Below are 16,894 nucleotides of genomic sequence, written 5' to 3'. Positions count from 1 at the left end.
AACCTTGTAAAAGAGGTTTTTTACCGGCAGGGTTGTTCGCTGCAACCCTGCTTTCTTTTACCTGCTCCTGGTAGTATTAATATATTTCTATCTGGTCGTTTCCTTTTTTCCTGTGTTGACAGCCGGTGATAAACCCGATAATATCCAGCATTTGTCCGGTAGTTTCATTCTTAAATACGGTGCTTACCCGCTTGCGGCTGTTGCTGATCTTATCGTCATAAATAAAGGAAACATGATTTCTCGCCGCAATACGCCGGAGTGCATCCGGCAGCGGCACATCGTTCAGTACAAGGTATCCACCGGTCCACTGCCGGATATCAGTAATGATCAGGGTCTCTTTACGGGTAGTACTATCGGCCTTCCGGTAACTCAGCATTTCACCAGGTTGCAATGTTTCGATGGTCTGTATATGATCCGGTCCTGCCCATTGCTTTTCTATAGCCACTTTTCCCCGCACCAGCGACACCCGCACTGCCGGTTCATGCCGGTAGGATTCAATATTGAAGGCAGTGCCCAATACCCTTGTGTTGATATTACCGGTTTGTACTATAAAAGGTGCATCCCGATGATGGGTCACATCGAAGAAAGCTTCTCCTTCCAACTGCACTATACGCCGGCCATGATTATGCATATTCCAGCGCAGGGTACTGTTGGGGCTTATCCACGCGGTTGAACTATCGGGCAATGTGATATGTATGGAAGTACTTCCGGCATTGGACACAGAATCCCATACGGCAACAGCCACAACCTGCTCCGGCTTGGGAGAACGCCACAAAAAGAGGGGTATTACGATGGCTGCCACCATTACTGCAGCAGCATAATAGAGGTACCGGAGGGAACGCCGGCGCATAGGTACTACACCGTTTACATCCGGGTACAATTGGTCCCGCAACTTTTGCAAGTGCTTCATGGTTTCCTCTTCCGGCACAATGGCATTATTGCTTTGCTGCCAGGAGTCATGCAGCAATGCATCCATGCCGGGAAGGTTATTGTCATTACCGGCCAGGTATTTCCTCACCAATAATTTTTCTTCTTCGGTGCATTGACCATCCAGGTACCTGCGCAGTAATTCTTTTTCCAGCATACCTGTATAACACGACACCCAAAGCCTTTGCCACTACTCCCTTTTTGGAGTTAATACATCCTTAACATTGCACAGCCGGTTCCAATTAAGGAATTATTAATTCTCCTGTATAGCCGTCATTTCAAAAACAGGATGATCAACTTTGCCTCACCTATTTTAATGCAGGGCTTCATCTCCTTTCCATGGCATTCTCCATCAACAATAAAAAGGCACTGACAGCGCGCTATGAAAAGATGTACTTTTCAACGAAGGACCGCCTCATTGGTTTCGTACAACACAACGTACGGAATCCTGCGGTGGCCGATGATATTGTACAGGAATGTTACATCAGGCTTTGGGAAAAGATGGACAAAGTGCAGGATGACGATACCATCCTTCACCTTCTGCGTAAGTATGCGCACAACCTGATCATTGATTATGTGCGGAAGTCTGCCCGGGAAGCACTGCGGGAAAATCGCTACCAGCAACAGCAGGCTGCTGTTTGCACCGCCGATGAGCAACTGTTATTGAAAGAGGTATTACAGGATTATGATAAGGCGGTACAAGCCCTGCCACCGAGGCGCAGGATCATTTACCGCCTGGTGAAGGAAGAGGGCCTGTCGCACCGGGAAATAGCCGACCAACTCCAGATTAGCACCAATACTATTGAAAAACAGATGAATGAGGCGCTGTATACCCTGCGTAATCATTTTACGCCGGAGAGGCTATCGGCCCTGATCCTTGTGATCTCCACGCTCAGGGGGTAAGTGCGCCTTTACCACGGCGCTCAGTTGGAGGATAGCCGGAAGACAAGCGGCTCTAAAGCCTGACAAAGCTTGTCCCACTGCCAGGCATGATCTCGCTTGCCACAGAACATGGCCAAATCTGCCAGATTTTAGCACGGGACCTCCCAAACCTCCTCCTCGTCCAATCCTTCTTCCATCTTTGTGTCATCTATATATTGAGTGCGCTATAACCCACAAGGATCACACAAGGATGATACATGGTTTGTATATCCCTGCCATTTTACCCACTTCATGGTATTGTCCTGGTAGCCAACATTTATTAATTTTAAGCAGTATATGTTATTAACAGTTTATGTTCAATGGCTAAATTCACCGGCATACCACCCATTACGGGCACCATTGGTCCCGTGTGCATCTACAAGATGTATGGGAAGTATTTTATGCGTACCGCCAGTTCGCTGACCGGTAAAAGGGTGAAGAAAGACCCGGCCTTCCGCAAAACGATGCAATATGCCGGTCTGCTGGCCAAAGCCTCCCGCATTGCATCGGCCGTATATCGCACACTGCCGGCTGATCGGAAACAACACAGCCTGTACCGCAAGCTCACCGGTGAAGCCATGACCTGGCTGAAGGAGGAATGGACTGTTGAAGAAGTGCTGGCTTACCTGCTCAAAATGTATACTGTTCAACCAGTTCAGGCCAGTGAACCCGAGACAATTGTAGTGAAAGCTACTGCATATCGCCAAACACAACGTGTAAAAGGAAAGGCCCGCCGGCAACACAAAACAATGGCTGCCAGCAAGCCTTCTTACCATCTTTATACTTCCCGCTATTTGGGTGGCCCCGATGGGGCCAATACGTTTTCGGTTATACCTCTACAAAGCGGTGGCCCCTAAAAGGGCGAAGACGCTTCATGAATGGTTCACACAACAGTATCATTATTTGTAGCAACGCACTGCAAAAACCGCCGCCGGCACATCAGCAGAAGGGTGTTCTACTTCAATGACCAGCTTTTTTATAGTAACCGGTTGCTGCAAGGATATACGGTTATGCGTTTGATAATTGTCTTTTTGCTCCGCAAGGATATTCCCCGCTTCATCTTTTACGCGGTACTTGCGTACACAAAAAGGCATGACTGATTCCGGATGCTGCATTAATACGGACTCCATCGGATGATCATAGTCGGCATCAAAGAACAGGTCTATGTGACTGATCTCCTGTGGTGTCTTCCAGCTAAGCGTAAGTTGCGGCGCTTTATCATGCCAGTCAGCTACCCAGGCATTGGGCTGGTCTGTAGGCCTGTCTATCCCATTGCGTATATGCTCCGCTTTGAATACCGGTAATCCTGCCGGATATTTAAACGCAATATTGTGTCCTTCCGGGCGACGTTGCGGGCACCAGAATTCAAAAGCCTCCATGCCAATATCTTCCGGCGGGGTTTGCTTACCATAGTTACTCACCGCTTTATTAACGCTGTTGAATACCGATAAGATACCAGTAACCCGCTTCTTTGAAAAATGAAGCTGTACCTCTGGGTTCTTCAGGAAAGTGATGAAGGCATAGGTAGTATTGTCCAGCACCCCATCAAATTGCACCTGCATGCAGTTCCTGCCGGGATGAATGTCCAGCACCTGGGTGGCGATAGTAATATCGGGGGTATGATTGGCCGGTTTACTGCTGACGCGCAGCTCTACCTGTAAGGTAGTAGCAATATCAGACTGTGCATGAAAAACAAAAGGTTCAACCTTTCCTTTTTGCAGCGGCACCATCTGCGCTACGGAAAGCTCCAACCGTTTCAGGAAATTATCTTCGGGCAGTTCCTGCAATACCAGCTCACTCGAAGCAGTGATGGCAGCCGTTTGCACCAGGTCTGTTGTATCGTGCAAGGTCAGTCCCGGAATGTGTTGACCGCTTTTCATCAACCGCTGCTGCAGGTGTGTGATATACTGGTTGCTGATGATAGCAGCCGGCAGTATATTTCTTTCTGTACACACAGCAGCAGCCATGCCCACGGCCTGGGAAGCATAGGCCGCAGTAGCCATTACGCGGGTGGAACCAAACGCTACATGGGAAGCACTGATGAGACGGCCACCCAAAAAGAGGTTAGTAATATTTTTACTGTACAGACTGCGATAAGGTATTTGATAGATGCCTTTGCTATGCCATTGGTTACAGCCCGGCTTTTCACTGAATACACCATCGGCAGGATGCAGGTCGATAGACCAGCCGCCAAAGGCCACGGCATCTTCCTGCAGACGCTGCTCCACAATGTCCTGCTGTATCATCATATAATCTCCTTCAAAGCGGCGGCTCTCCCGTTTGCCGGGAATAGTGCCTACCCATTCGAGGGTAAGGTTTTCCGCTTCCGGAAAGTTGCCGGAGTTCTTGATGTAATTCCATACGCCATATACCACTTTCCATAGTTCCCATTTGATCTGCTCGGTATCATGCACCGTATCCAGGCGGCCACCGTATTCTATCCACCACAGCTTACAGCCAAAGTCTTTTGCATTGAAGGTTTTGAAGCGGGGGATCTCTGTGATGTCTGTCAAAGCAAAGGACGGCGGCGTGTACTTCACCGGCCGGCCGGTATCCTTGCTGTAGAAGTACAACGTATGGCCCAGCAGTTCGCCATATTCTGCGGAGGGAGCAAACTGCTCACCAAACTCTTCTTTGCTTTCTGCTCCCATGCGGAAGGCCGCGCCTGCGAGGAAGCCAACGACTCCATCGCCTGACGCATCACAGAACAAGGGAGCGGATAAAATATATTCTGTCTGGTTTTGACTGCAGAATGCTTTTACGGCCTGGATCGTATTTTCGTCTTTCTTTTCCACTTCATAGACTGCTGTATTCAGCAGCAGTTTGATGTTCGGCTCACTCACTACTTTATCCAGTAAGATGGTATCGAAGATAACCGGATTGCCTTCCGGATTACGGTAAGTATTCTCTACCAGTATTTCATCTACTACACCACCTTCCCTGGCCCAGCGATTGTTATTGCCCATGTGCGAGGTAGCGCCCAATATCCATAAACGCACTTCACTGCTGGAGTTGCCGCCCAATACCGGCCTGTCCTGCACCAGCACTACTTTACAACCCTGCCGGGCGGCTGTAATGGCACAGCATACACCCGAAAGGCCTCCGCCTGTTACAATTAAGTCTGCTTCTATTTTCCTGTTGACAAAAGAACGTTTACTGCTACTGTTGTTCTCCAATTTCATCATTTCCGGATTAATGTTATTTGATAAGGTTTTATTTAAAAGTCTTGCTTACTGCTGTGAATCCTCCCGGTTTTAGTAATGACACTTTCACGCCGTCCGTGGTAACTGGTATTGTTACCTCCTGTCTTTCACCTGGCTTTAATGTTTTCAGTTTTATCGTTTCGTCTCCGTATTGCAACTGGTAATTGCGCAGGGTATAGGACGGGAAACCGGTGCGTGCAGCCACAGCTATCGTCAGCTTTCCTGCTTCGCGCTTTACTACTTCCAGCACAGCCGGCGCAAATTCCTCCTGCAGGTATACATAACTGTCCCTTACTACACGGTCAGGCGTTACCAATCCCCAGGCCCTGTACCCATCTTCATCGGTGCCGGGAAACCGGCTCAGGTAATCATTCAGTGTCCATACTGAAGCGCCAACTAAATAGTCGCATTGCCTGAAGGCTTCCATGGCCTTCCTGAAATGAGCCACGCGGGGCTCTTCTTTATTGGCAGCATTAAACCGCATACCAAACTCACTGATGTAAATGGGCTTGTTGGGATATATGCCATGTATCTTTTGCAGCAATTTTAAATGATTGCCGTAGACATTGGCGCTGATGAAATCTACATATTGCGAGGCTTCATCTTCGGGTTTTTGCACATAATCGCGAAACACCGTGTAGCTGGCAAAGGTGAGGAGGCGGGTAGTATCAATGGTTTTCACAAAAGCACCCATGTCCCGCACCCAGGCCTGCCCTTCGGGTGTTTGTGCCTGGAATTCATTGCCCAGGCTATATGCTATGATGCAGGGATGGTTCCAGTCGCGCTCCATCATCTCTTTCATTTGTGCCTGGAATTTGGCGCGCATGAGCGGATCGGCCATTTGCCGCGGTGTCATTTGCCAGTTGCCGGCTTCGGCAATGATGAGCAGGCCATTTTTATCGGCCCAGTTCAGCAGGCTTTCCGACATTGGATAATGACTCAGACGGGAGAATTCCATACTACCGTTCCGGATGAGGGCCAGGTCTTTCTCCAATACCACATCAGGATCGAGGGAACCATAGCCGGGATAATCCAATGGCCGGTTACAACCACCCATGCGGATAGGCTCGCCATTTAATAAGAGTTGGGTGCCTTTAACAGCAATGGTGCGGATACCAAAGGGGGTGTTCAGCGTATCCCTTCCGGTTATGATCTCTGCCGTATACAGGTTGGGTTCATCAGGGTACCAACGCTTAACAGCTGCCGCCGGCAATACACCCTCCAGCACAACGGGCGTACTACCATTGGCAGCCACACTGGCAACTACCGGTTTGAGCTTAGTATTGATTTTCTGACCACCATAATAAATGTTGGCAGTCAAAGAAGTTTGAACAGGTTGCGTACCCAGGTTACTGATGAATGCTTTGATCCTGATGCGGGCCTCTCCTTTGGGTTGATCAGGCAGGGCAATGACCTGCGCCTTTTGCAGGAATACGTCCGGACGTATGATTAATCGGACCGGTCTGGTGATGCCACCATAGTTGATCCAGGGATAGAGCTGGGAATGATCGGTACGTGAATAAGCATCAGAAGTTTTAGCGCCGGGGATGGTGGTGGTATCCCACTCATTATTGACGGACAGTGCAAGCGTGTTCTTCGCCTGCAGGTGCTCCGTTACGTCCAGCTCAAAAGGTGTATAGCCGCCTTCATGTGCACCTACTTTCTTATCATTGAGCCATACGGTTGTTTTATAGAATACGGCTTCAAATTGCAGGAAAGCCCGCTGACCTGGTTGCACCGCAGCTGAAGGGAAGTTCTTAAAATACCAGGCGGTGCCGGTATAAAAGGAATACCGTTTGTCAACAGAGAAGCTGTGCGGCACCTGTACTTTATCAAAGCCAGTGGTCACAAAATCCGTTGCATACCAATGATTGGCCTCCCCTACTTTCACCGGGTCGAGGGTAAAGATCCAGGCACCGTTGAGGGAGAGACTTGTTCTGCCCTGTGCGCCTGCCAGCAGCGGCCAGCCTAATAAGATGATACTATATATTAATTTCATATTTCTGAATACTTTAGGTATTTGTAAAAGGCAAGTGGTGAATGGTAAGTGGCACTACTTGCCACTCGCCATTTACCACTAGCTGCTTTATTTACTTTACTGCGCCCATCACCACTCCTTCACTTTTCACTTCTTTACCGTCTATACCGGTAAGCGATAAATAGAAGGGCACCCTTGCTTCTTTATCCACCGGTACCGTGAACTCAAAAGGATAGGCTGTATCTTCTATTCTTGCTTCCTTTCCGTTGGCATCTGTATATACCAGTGTCGCCTGCCGGTATTTATTGTCATCATCTTCGAGGTATACATAGAGGCGGCGGCCATATTGCCCCAGTTGAAACAGCAGCGCATGCGCATTGCCCGTGGCCAGCTTTGCATAATCCCGGCCGGTATCTACCTGACGGGTATCCAGTATTTTTTGCTGGAAAGCCGATTTGATAACCGCCTGCTGCACCGCCACTGCAGTTATACCATTGGCAGGTACCGTGATGGTAAAACTGCTGTTGGTAAGCGCCTTATTTATTTTACCAGTATACGCAGTCACAATGCTCTTGCCATTCAATGTTACCCAGGCCGGATTGATGGTGATGGTGGCCGTCACCGGCTTAGCAGATTGATTGGTGAAAGCCAGTAATAACTTATCGTCTTTCCGCGCCGCTATGTAGTTAAGCTCTGTATTATTGATCTGCAGCAACCGGACAGGCATCCAGAGTTGTACTTCCTTTTCTGTATAGAAGCTGCCTTTTTGCGCGCCGTAAAGTTTGTTCTGCAAATAGGCATAACCTTCCATGTATTCAGATGGAAAGTTGATCCTGCCCTGGCTACGCACAAAAGCATCGGTTACCAAATAATCGAGTAACATCGATGCCATGGGCAATATATGGTTGTAGTGAAAGGAGTTTACGCTCTGGTCTTTGTGCGCATGCAGGGGAAAATCTACCTTTTCATACGCCGTCGTGCGCTCTGTATTGATATGATAGCCCGGAAAGTTCCTGTACCGGCCGATGATGGATGCTTTCGCTACATTCATGAGGAAGGTATCGCGGGTATAATAACCGATGCGCAACATCCACGGTGCATAGTTGGCCATGAAGATACCCCGGTGACCGGTGGAAGTACCGGATGATTCGGGCGTGAGCCCTATCTCCGACAAGCGCCAGGCCGGTGCCTGCTCTTCCGGGTAATACATTTGTTGGTGGCCCTTTGATTTCAGGTACCAGTACATGGGCGCCTTGCCGCCTTTGTTGACGGTGATCAGGCTATCGGGTATCAGCGGGCACATCCAGGTGAACATGGTATACTGGCGTGCGCCCTGCTGCGCTGCTTCGAGGTAGCGTTTATCACCGGTCAGTTCATACAATTGCAGGAACTCTATCCACCGCCCGGTAAAGGTGGGCCAGAAGAAATAACCCGTTTGCAGGGGATCCGCAAAACCGGTTTGTGGTTTGTTGATGCGTTGTGCCAGGTATTGATTGGCCTTGGTCACTGCATCCTGTAAATATTTTTTATCGCGGGTGGCTGTATAGAGGTACATGGCATTGATCCAGGTATTGCCTTTTTCTTTTCCATCCATATTACGCACGCGGTCCCGGCCATACTCCTGCTGTGCCATGAGCAGGTAGAAATCATTTTGCTTACCGAATATATTATACAGTGCTGCCAGTTCTGATAAAGGCGCTATCGGCCCTTTCAGTTTGCGGGAAGGGCTTTGTATTTTTTGGGTACTGTCCAGGCTGAAGAGGAATTTTTCGCGCGAGAGCATGAACTCTATCAGGGGATACGCGCGCTTCTCAAACATCACCGCATCATCCCTTACCAGGGCCAGCTCCAGGGGATTGAGGCTGGATACATTCTTTACAGCGCCCGGCACATCGGTAGAATAAGCGCAGCCTTTCAGGCTGTCTATAAACCAGGCATATTGTGATAAGGAATAATCCACCATATTGTCCAGCGCGGTATTGAGCGAAGCAATATCATTGTGCCGGTAGTCCTTAAAGCCGAATACCTGTTGCGCTATCTTTTGATAGGTTTCCGTAACCGGCTTTGGTTCTGTAACAAGGTAAAAGGAGAAATCAAATACTTCATTGGCCTTCATCTGCGACCCGTAACCGCCGGGAATAGGCGCATATACCTGCGGCTGCAGTTGGCGCTGTTCATTCAGCAGCGATACGCCAAAGCGGCTGTTGGGCAGCATGGGCAATGGCTGGAAAGGGATCTCTTTAGGAGCTGCCAGTACACCAACGGTATTAACACCATCGTATACCATGGTAGCGGGCAGGGTGGCCATAAATGCCGGCGTGAGGTAAGCTGCATCGGGTATACGCTTCTCCTGCCAGATAAGCGGCTGCCATACAGCAGCCGCCTTTTCGGGAGTACAGGCCGGGGCACCTGTATATCCAATGCTATAATAACCAGGCCGCGAAGGCCTGAAGGAATACTGCAATAAAGGGTACGGCTTTGCAGTTGTCAATAGATAGACGGATAGTTTGTATGGGGGAGTTTCGGGAAAAACAAAGAAAACGGTATCACCTTGCTGCCGGGTGCCGGTAGCTTTTATGGCTGTTCTTTCACCGGCATTGAAAATATTGGCCGTTCTCCATTCTGCTTTGCCGTGCAGGATACGGTCGTCAAAGCCATCACCGGCCACCGCAGCGCTCACTTTCTTTTGGGCAAAGTCGGCACGACTGCTATCCTTTACTTTCCAGGTGAGCACATTGTATTCTACTTTTTTGATACCGGAAGGTTTCAGGGCCATACCCGGATCGGTAGCATTGTACAATACCACAAAAGAAGGCGTAAAGGCATAACTGCGCTGTCCGCTTCTGATGATGATATCACTTTGTCCGGCTGGCACACTCACCTGCGCCTGCGCTGCATTCACCAGCAGGCAACATTGTATAATGACGAATATTTTACTAATCTTCTTATACATCCTATACTATTCACTTTTGATTTGGATGACCAGTCCACCATTGGGCTGCAGGTCAAAATGCTGGTCATGGCCGTTATCCATTTTCAGGACGGTAGTTACAAACCCCGTATCCCCGCCGGCATCTGTAACTACGGTTGCCTTGTATTGCTTTTTAAGAAAGGAAGGCTTTACCGTAAAGCCTGTTGTTTGACCGGTTCCATTGATCACTGCTATGTACCAGTCTTTTCCGGCACGGCGGGCAAAGGCTGCCAATGCTCCGATCTTACTGCCCGGCAATACGATGGTCTCGTCCCAGGTTACGGGTAAGGTCCTTAATAAGGGCAACACCACTTTGTATACCGGATCATTCAACAGGGTAACCGGGTTTTCGGCTATACACTGAAAAGGCGAATTAAACAGGTACAGCAGCGCCAGTTGATGGGTGAAAGTGGTATTGGCCTTATTGCTGAAGAAGCCGGGCGTATAATCGCCATGGCCACAAAGCAGGCGGGTGAAGGGCAGGGCCGCATTGTGCCAGGCCGGAATAGGTTCTTTCATGATGTTGAGCTCCATACCCCGGATGCCTTCCCGCGTCATTTCATTGGGGAAGGTTTTGCTTTCACCGGCGGGCGACTGACAGCCATGAAAGTTGACCATGAGTTGCCGCCGGGCAGCAGCAGTTAGTAATCCTATCTCAAAATCAATAAGGTCTTTGGCCTCGCTGTTCATGAAGTCGGTTTTGATACCTGCAGCACCGGCCAGGCGAACACTATCGAGGAAATGATTGCGCTGTAGGGTGTCCCTGATATCTTTTGAATGTTTCCATACCCATACCCGCACCTTCTTTTGTGCGGCATAGGCGCAGAGCTCCTGCAACTGCTTCCATTTGTCGGGCCATTTGGTTTCCCATCCTTCATCGAGGAGCGTATATTCAAATTGCAGCGCCGCCGCCGCATCAATGAATTTTCTTTCTTCCGCCGGCTCCATGTAGTGCTCATTGCGGGTGATCCAGCTCCATACCGACTTGCCGGGCTTTATATAATCCGTTTGCGCAAAGAGGGTATCATCCGGCGCCGGGTTGAGGTTTTCAATGATCTTATTGTTCACCAGCTCCTGCAGGTTATTGGCATAGCTGATCACCCGCCAGGGCGTACACAGCTTTCCATTGACGGCAAAACCAGCCTTGCCTTCTGTACAATTTACCTGCAGCGTATTGTTGCCAATAGCTTTCAGCCGCATGCCACTGTAGTCATAGAGCGCGGCTTCTGTCAATACAATGTATTTTTTGGTGGGCAGCTCTACCACCAACGGCTTACCCTGTATGGGTCCCTGGGAAGAAACGGTGGGTAGCTTTTCTACCGTGGTATGCTGCCAGAGGCCGGCATAGGATTTCAGTTTCCATTCACTGTTCCTTTCAAAATACCATACCGTGGAGTTGGCCGGCAACCTGAAAGCGGTCAATTCTTCCTGCACCTGCCGGTGATGATCGCCTGCCGGCTTGTACCGGAAAGCGCAGCCATTATCGTATAACCTGAATTCGATGGTATCGGACAGGTTTTCTCCCTGCAGGGCGATCAGGTATACGGTACAGTGATTGATGGCTTCCTGGCTATTCAGGCGGGAAGCTTGTTTTTCTTTGATGGTATATTGACGGGCAATAGTCAAACTGCTTACACCTGTTCCCACGCTCCGGTTATCCAGTTGTATGCCCAATAAGGATGGTTCTATCAGCGTGGCCTGACCGGCATTCACCCGGTACAGGACATTGCCTTTTTCGAGGAATACGGTTGCCTGTAGTTGTTTGTGCGGACTTTTCAGCAGAAGGGCATCTGCGGCCTGCCCTGTGAGGCAGTAAAATAGACTCAATATGGTAAGCAATAAGCGCATAAATGATCTGCAGTCAAATTTAGTCAGGCCCAGGACTTGGGTGTAAGGCTTTGGGTGCAAAAATGATGTGGGAATGTTCCCAATTTGCGGGAATGTTCCCAATAGTACTGGCCGGTAAGGCGGGAATGACCTCTGAGTTATTTCAGCACTTCGCCCCGCACCAGTATCTTCCCTATGTATACTACCGTTCTATCGTATTTGGCAGGGTTAGCCGTGATATCAGCCAACTGCTTACTGCCTAGGATAGCCGCCTTATCGGACTTCTGTGCCGAGAGGGTAATGGTGACCACATGCTCACCCGGTGTTACCGCGATCAATTCATATTGGCCCCGGTACCGGTTGTTGCAGAAGGTGAAGAAACGGTTCACCACTTCATGACCCTGGTCATTGATCTCCAGCGTGCGGGAGCCTTTGATGCCTTTTTCTTTTACCCTTACCGGCTTACCGTCTACCCGCACTTCCACCTGTCCCGATTCAGGTCCGCCAATATCAAAGAAACCAAACATACTGCCCCTGAAGCGAAAGGTAAAGGAAGCGCCGGGCTGCTCTGCCATCATTACATAAGGGAACCAGCCGGCAAACTGTTTCAGCTTTTCGTCCTGCGCAGTGCTTACTTTCTTAAACTCTTTACTGAATTGGGCTACGGAAGGGGCTACCATTTTTGCGTCTTCCCAGTTATCAGGGATCAATGGAGCAGGTAAGGTGTATTTCACCATCGCCGCTTTATTTTGCATAGCGTTGAATGCACGGGCAATGGCTGCAGCGTATAAGTTGCCACCTTCCTCCAATGGATGCGTACCATCACGGGAAAAAAGGACCTTACCGGGCACTGCTGAATCCCCTTTCCAGGTCAGCTTATCTGCCTTCTCCAGCATAGCAGCTTCCATACCCAGGTGTATAGAAGGAATATTGTAATACGCGGTAATTGCTTCCAGGCCCTGAATGTTTTCGGGCACTTCGCCCGCTGCATATATCTTTGTTTGTTCGCCGTGGATGGTGTAGATGAGACAAATATCAATATGGGGATCATATTGTCTGATCTGCCGGATCATGCCTTCCATGCCATCACGGTAAGCTCCGTTGACGGCAAATTCAATGAAGATGAGATCGGGATGGTATTGCAGTACTTGTTCCTGTAAACGGCAGGACCCCAGATCAGTACCCGTTCCCGACACACCGGCATTGATAGCCTTCATGGGTGTGGAAGGGAATAGCGATTGAATATACCGCGCACTCCGGGTACGGTAACCATAGATGGCCTGGGTAATGCTGCCGCCGATATACGCTATAGTAACCGGCTTACCGGCTTTGGCCTTGTGAAAGAAATTGGGCAGGCCATGGCGTACAACAAATTCACCGAGATCGTTGAAATCACCGGGTTGAATAACCGGTATATCCCTCGCGGCAGGATCAAAGAATAAAGGAGAAGCGCCCGACTGGGAAGCGGCAATGAGCTTTTCCCGCTCTGTATCTTCGGCGCTCTTGTTCTGCGCAAGCGCCAAGTTTGATAATAATACCGCTGTTAAAAGACAGAGATAACTACGCATAATTAACCGGTTTACCGGCTCAGGGTGAGCCGTCCCGACTAAAGTACGGGACGATCCACCCTAAGCCCGTTGTTTATTCAAATTCAACAGTAACTTCTTTGGTCTTGCCATCGGCCGTTCTCAGTTGCACTACGCCCTTCACCGGCTGGCCGGCTGTTATTTTGTAGAATGACCATTCATAAGGATACGCCTCTTTGGTAATGGTGTTTCCATTGAAGGTGGCTGTTACTACAGCGCCCTCTACCGGCCCCGCTTCGAGGTAACCATAGATGGAATCCCAGCCAAAGGGTGAGCGTATCCTGAACAGATAGCATTTGCCAAAGGGAGCGCCCAGGTCTATCACTTTCATGCCACCTGCTACCGGCGCCAGGGTGGAGGGTGCTGGTTTGGTCGCCAGCGGTAATGACAAGGCAGTAAGTCCTTTTGATGGCAACGATACCTTGATGTTCCTGTTTTTCATGGCTATGGTTTCCTGCTTGCCTGTTTCTCCATTGTACCCTTTCACTGCTGTTGCATCAGCTACCGGCACTGCTGCACCCAGTTTGATCGTGGCCTGTACCCCGCCCTGCTCTTCATTGAGCAGTAATATCCAGAAGCGATCGTCGGAGATAGCCGTTACATAATTCACTGCCGGCTTATCAATGATGACCAGCCCCTTCTTCATCCACAGACTGGCAGATGCATCACCAAACACAGTTCCCTTTCCGCCGCCATATACACGGTTGTTGAACCACACAAAACCATCCTGCTTGCCATAGGGAAATTGCACTTTGGCATTGGATCGCTGTATGGCTTCCGTGATGAGGTAATCCAGCGTGAAGGATAAATGCGGCGGTATATGGTGATAGTAAACAGAACTTACATCGGGGCCTTTATACGGGAAATCCGGTTGCAGGGTAATGTCTGTAAACCCGGATGCATAGTAACCGGGATAATTCGTGAAGCGGCCGATCACCGCATTGCGGGCATAGGTTTGGAAAATGCTTTTATGATTGTATTGATACAAACGCAGGAGGTGCGGCGCCCAGCTCGACATGAATACCGGTCTGACTGTTTTGCCTGCATCGAAATAAGTAAAGGGTTGTTCAAAGCCCAGCCCTACCGGCGATACCAGCCCTTGCGGCACCTGCTTTTCCGGTGCATCGCCTTTGACGCGTGGGAATCCCAACCGGTATTTTTTGTCGCCCTTCCACCACAGGGTGGTATTGCCTTCAAATTCATTACCGGGGTGAATGGTTTGCAGCGTATCTTTCACTTGCGGATAAGCGCGGATGCCGATCAGGGTATGATAGGCAGACACATCGGCTGCCTGCAGGAAGCGTGGCTCTTTTGTGGCCTCATACAGGTCTATCAGGTCCCACCAATAGGCGTAAAAAGAAGTATTGTAAAAAGGTAATCTTGATAATGGCTTGGTAAGATTTCCATTTACCTGGGTAGCGATGAATTGATCAGCATCCGCTTTGGCGGCTGTTAACCATTTCTCTTCTTTGGTCAGTCGCCAGGCCGCCAGGTCCTGTGTGTAAACCGGCACCTCTACCGAATAACCCCTGGCCGGGCGCACTTTGCCACCGGGCAATGCAATGTCCTTCAGCCAGGGATTGGCTTCGCCCAGCAATTGGTACAGCCCTTCAAAATAGTTGGTGGTAAACTGGGAACCAAAGGGACTCAGTTGTAAGGATTTTTTATCACTGTTGAAGGGTGTACCCGATACGGCCTTTGCCCAGCGGAAACCACTGCGCGACAAGGTATATTCAATGGTAGGCAAAGCGCGGGTAATGTACAATTCTTCATCACGGCTTAATACGGCTGCCGATACCATGGTAAGCGGTGAGGAATGAACCACCGTAGGCACTACGGCCGGATTGGCTTCAATGTCATAGAATCCTTTGAGGGCTGCATCCCATCCTGCCGCCTGATCATTCTTCACCAAATCAATCATATTGAAAGCGGCATCGGAAAGCGAAGCAGTGTGCTGCTGACGGTAATCCTTCACTTTATAAATGCTGTCAGATACGTAGGTCAGCACTTCATTCCATCCACCAGCTATGGCGCCGATCACAAAACCGCGCTGGATGGTTTGTCCGGCAGTGAGCTTTGAATCCTCCAGTCCCATCACCGGCGCAAAAGCTACCGGCTGTATCCTGTTCACTTCATTCTTAATGCTGAAACCCATGGGGCTACTGTAAGCGCTGCCCCAATCTGATGCCTTAAAGTTGCTAGCCAGGCCACTGGTAAAGGTGGAGAATAAACCGGCGCCTGTTTTGGTTTCTGCAATGGCTACAGGCTGCGGCATCATCCCGGAAGGCAGGAGTACCGGCTGTGGTGATAAACGCCTGTACTGGAACATGGGTGGCAACTGGATATTGGTCACACTATCAGCCGCCATACTTTGAAAGGCGGCTATGCCCATGCTGTAATAGCCATTGCTGGTGGGTGTAAACTGCAGGGTGACGGCAACGTGTCGCGCACCGGGCGTCAGGGTCCACCATCCTTTCAACATGCCCTCACCAGCCACGGTATAATTCACTTCAATGGTTTGCTTATTGACAGACTTTACCGATACAGGAATAGCTTCTGTGAGCTTGCCCGACAGGAAAGGATTGAGCGTATTGTCTGTTTCCAGTATACTGTATTCCTTCCCGTTATTGGTGAAAGAAGTGAGTCCTACCGAACCATTCCAGGAAGGAAAGAAATTGCCAAAACCAAGCTGGGGATTATCAGACCGGAGGATGTATACTTTATGATCTTCGCGCTGCTCATCCATGCTGATCCAGCGTCCCTTTTGTTTGATCTCCGTTTTCGCGGCGAGTCGCTTTTCATTGCTGCCGGGCATAGTAACCGGTACAAAACGCACCCGTACCTGTTCATTGGCAATGGTGGCAGCCGCCGTAGCGCGGGAATCTGTGGTTACTGGCGGCAGTGCAGGATATTTCACCGGTGTGGCCTGCTGGGCCACGGGTTTGATCTTATAGGCAGCCAATGCGGTCAGTGTTTGTGTATTGGGATCAAAGTCTGCTGCGGGGGATAAGAGGATAGCATCACAGCGGCCGAAGTTGCCCCGGCTGTCGTTGAGGCGCATCACCACTTCACCCGCGGAGAGGGTGGCCTCCCCTGCTTTTTCCCAATAAAGACCAGCCTTGCCATGCTTGCCCGATTCCTGTGGCATGGGTTGTTCATTTACATACACCCGGAATAAACGGGTGCCGGGCCTGTCATTGGGGAAATCCATGGTACGTACCCATACCGTATAAGTGCCAGTCTGTTTAATGCTAATAACAGTGAGGGCATCTACTGCTTTTGTTTTGCCCGACATCACCCGTAACAACTGGTTGCCGGAAAATCCTTTGCCGCCTTCCTGTTCTATCACCCAGCCGCCTTTGAACTGGAAGTCTTCTGCTTCCAGGAGATAATTTTGCTGTGCATGAACAGAAAAGCCGGTCATGACACCCATCAGGAGGGTATTCAATACATTTTTATAGAGCGCTTTCATAATATCTTG

General features: G+C 49.8%; 9 protein-coding genes. 2 read left to right on the top strand and 7 right to left on the bottom strand.

Annotation, left to right across the window (positions count from 1 at the left end):
• Positions 1–76 precede the first annotated feature (76 nt).
• Positions 77–1,102 (bottom strand): FecR family protein, encoded by a 1,026-nt coding sequence (locus HB364_RS19945; RefSeq protein ID WP_167290087.1) that lies wholly within the window; start codon positions 1,100–1,102, stop codon positions 77–79.
• Between the two features lie 164 nt (positions 1,103–1,266).
• On the opposite strand from HB364_RS19945, the gene HB364_RS19940 reads away from it, so the two are divergent.
• Positions 1,267–1,830 (top strand): sigma-70 family RNA polymerase sigma factor, encoded by a 564-nt coding sequence (locus tag HB364_RS19940; RefSeq protein ID WP_167290086.1) that lies wholly within the window; start codon positions 1,267–1,269, stop codon positions 1,828–1,830.
• Between the two features lie 338 nt (positions 1,831–2,168).
• The gene (locus HB364_RS19935; RefSeq protein ID WP_167290085.1) at positions 2,169–2,705 is read left to right on the top strand and encodes a hypothetical protein; all 537 of its coding nucleotides are present in this window, start codon (positions 2,169–2,171) and stop codon (positions 2,703–2,705) included.
• A 42-nt stretch (positions 2,706–2,747) separates the two neighbouring features.
• Here the strand turns inward: HB364_RS19935 and HB364_RS19930 are convergent, their stop codons facing one another.
• From HB364_RS19930 to HB364_RS19905, 6 genes are all read right to left on the bottom strand, one after another.
• Positions 2,748–5,030, bottom strand: coding sequence for an FAD-dependent oxidoreductase (locus tag HB364_RS19930; protein ID WP_208420025.1), 2,283 nt, complete (start codon positions 5,028–5,030; stop codon positions 2,748–2,750).
• Between the two features lie 31 nt (positions 5,031–5,061).
• Positions 5,062–7,050, bottom strand: coding sequence for a glycoside hydrolase family 2 protein (locus tag HB364_RS19925; RefSeq protein WP_167290083.1), 1,989 nt, complete (start codon positions 7,048–7,050; stop codon positions 5,062–5,064).
• 91 nt (positions 7,051–7,141) lie between these two features.
• Positions 7,142–9,982 carry a glycoside hydrolase family 88 protein gene (locus HB364_RS19920; protein WP_208420024.1) on the bottom strand — a complete coding sequence of 947 codons (2,841 nt, stop codon included), beginning with the start codon at positions 9,980–9,982 and terminating at the stop codon, positions 7,142–7,144.
• A 6-nt stretch (positions 9,983–9,988) separates the two neighbouring features.
• Positions 9,989–11,848 (bottom strand): glycoside hydrolase family 97 protein, encoded by a 1,860-nt coding sequence (locus tag HB364_RS19915; RefSeq protein ID WP_167290082.1) that lies wholly within the window; start codon positions 11,846–11,848, stop codon positions 9,989–9,991.
• A 137-nt stretch (positions 11,849–11,985) separates the two neighbouring features.
• Positions 11,986–13,395, bottom strand: a complete 1,410-nt coding sequence (locus tag HB364_RS19910; protein ID WP_167290081.1) for an SGNH/GDSL hydrolase family protein — start codon at positions 13,393–13,395, stop codon at positions 11,986–11,988.
• A gap of 73 nt (positions 13,396–13,468) precedes the next feature.
• A complete protein-coding gene (locus HB364_RS19905; protein ID WP_167290080.1) occupies positions 13,469–16,885 on the bottom strand; it encodes a hypothetical protein in 3,417 nt (1,138 codons plus the stop codon).
• Between the last annotated feature and the right edge of the window lie 9 nt (positions 16,886–16,894).

The organism is Paraflavitalea devenefica, from assembly GCF_011759375.1.
In the GTDB taxonomy this organism is placed as follows: Bacteria; Bacteroidota; Bacteroidia; order Chitinophagales; family Chitinophagaceae; genus Paraflavitalea; species Paraflavitalea devenefica.
This window is presented reverse-complemented; position numbering and strand designations above follow the sequence as displayed.

Coding starts and splice junctions, on each gene's coding strand:
- HB364_RS19940 (WP_167290086.1), top strand. CDS start 1,267: ATGGCATTCTCCATCAACAATAAAAAGGCACTGACAGCGCGCTATGAA.
- HB364_RS19935 (WP_167290085.1), top strand. CDS start 2,169: ATGGCTAAATTCACCGGCATACCACCCATTACGGGCACCATTGGTCCC.
- HB364_RS19930 (WP_208420025.1), bottom strand. CDS start 5,030: ATGAAATTGGAGAACAACAGTAGCAGTAAACGTTCTTTTGTCAACAGG.
- HB364_RS19925 (WP_167290083.1), bottom strand. CDS start 7,050: ATGAAATTAATATATAGTATCATCTTATTAGGCTGGCCGCTGCTGGCA.
- HB364_RS19920 (WP_208420024.1), bottom strand. CDS start 9,982: ATGTATAAGAAGATTAGTAAAATATTCGTCATTATACAATGTTGCCTG.
- HB364_RS19915 (WP_167290082.1), bottom strand. CDS start 11,848: ATGCGCTTATTGCTTACCATATTGAGTCTATTTTACTGCCTCACAGGG.
- HB364_RS19910 (WP_167290081.1), bottom strand. CDS start 13,395: ATGCGTAGTTATCTCTGTCTTTTAACAGCGGTATTATTATCAAACTTG.
- HB364_RS19905 (WP_167290080.1), bottom strand. CDS start 16,885: ATGAAAGCGCTCTATAAAAATGTATTGAATACCCTCCTGATGGGTGTC.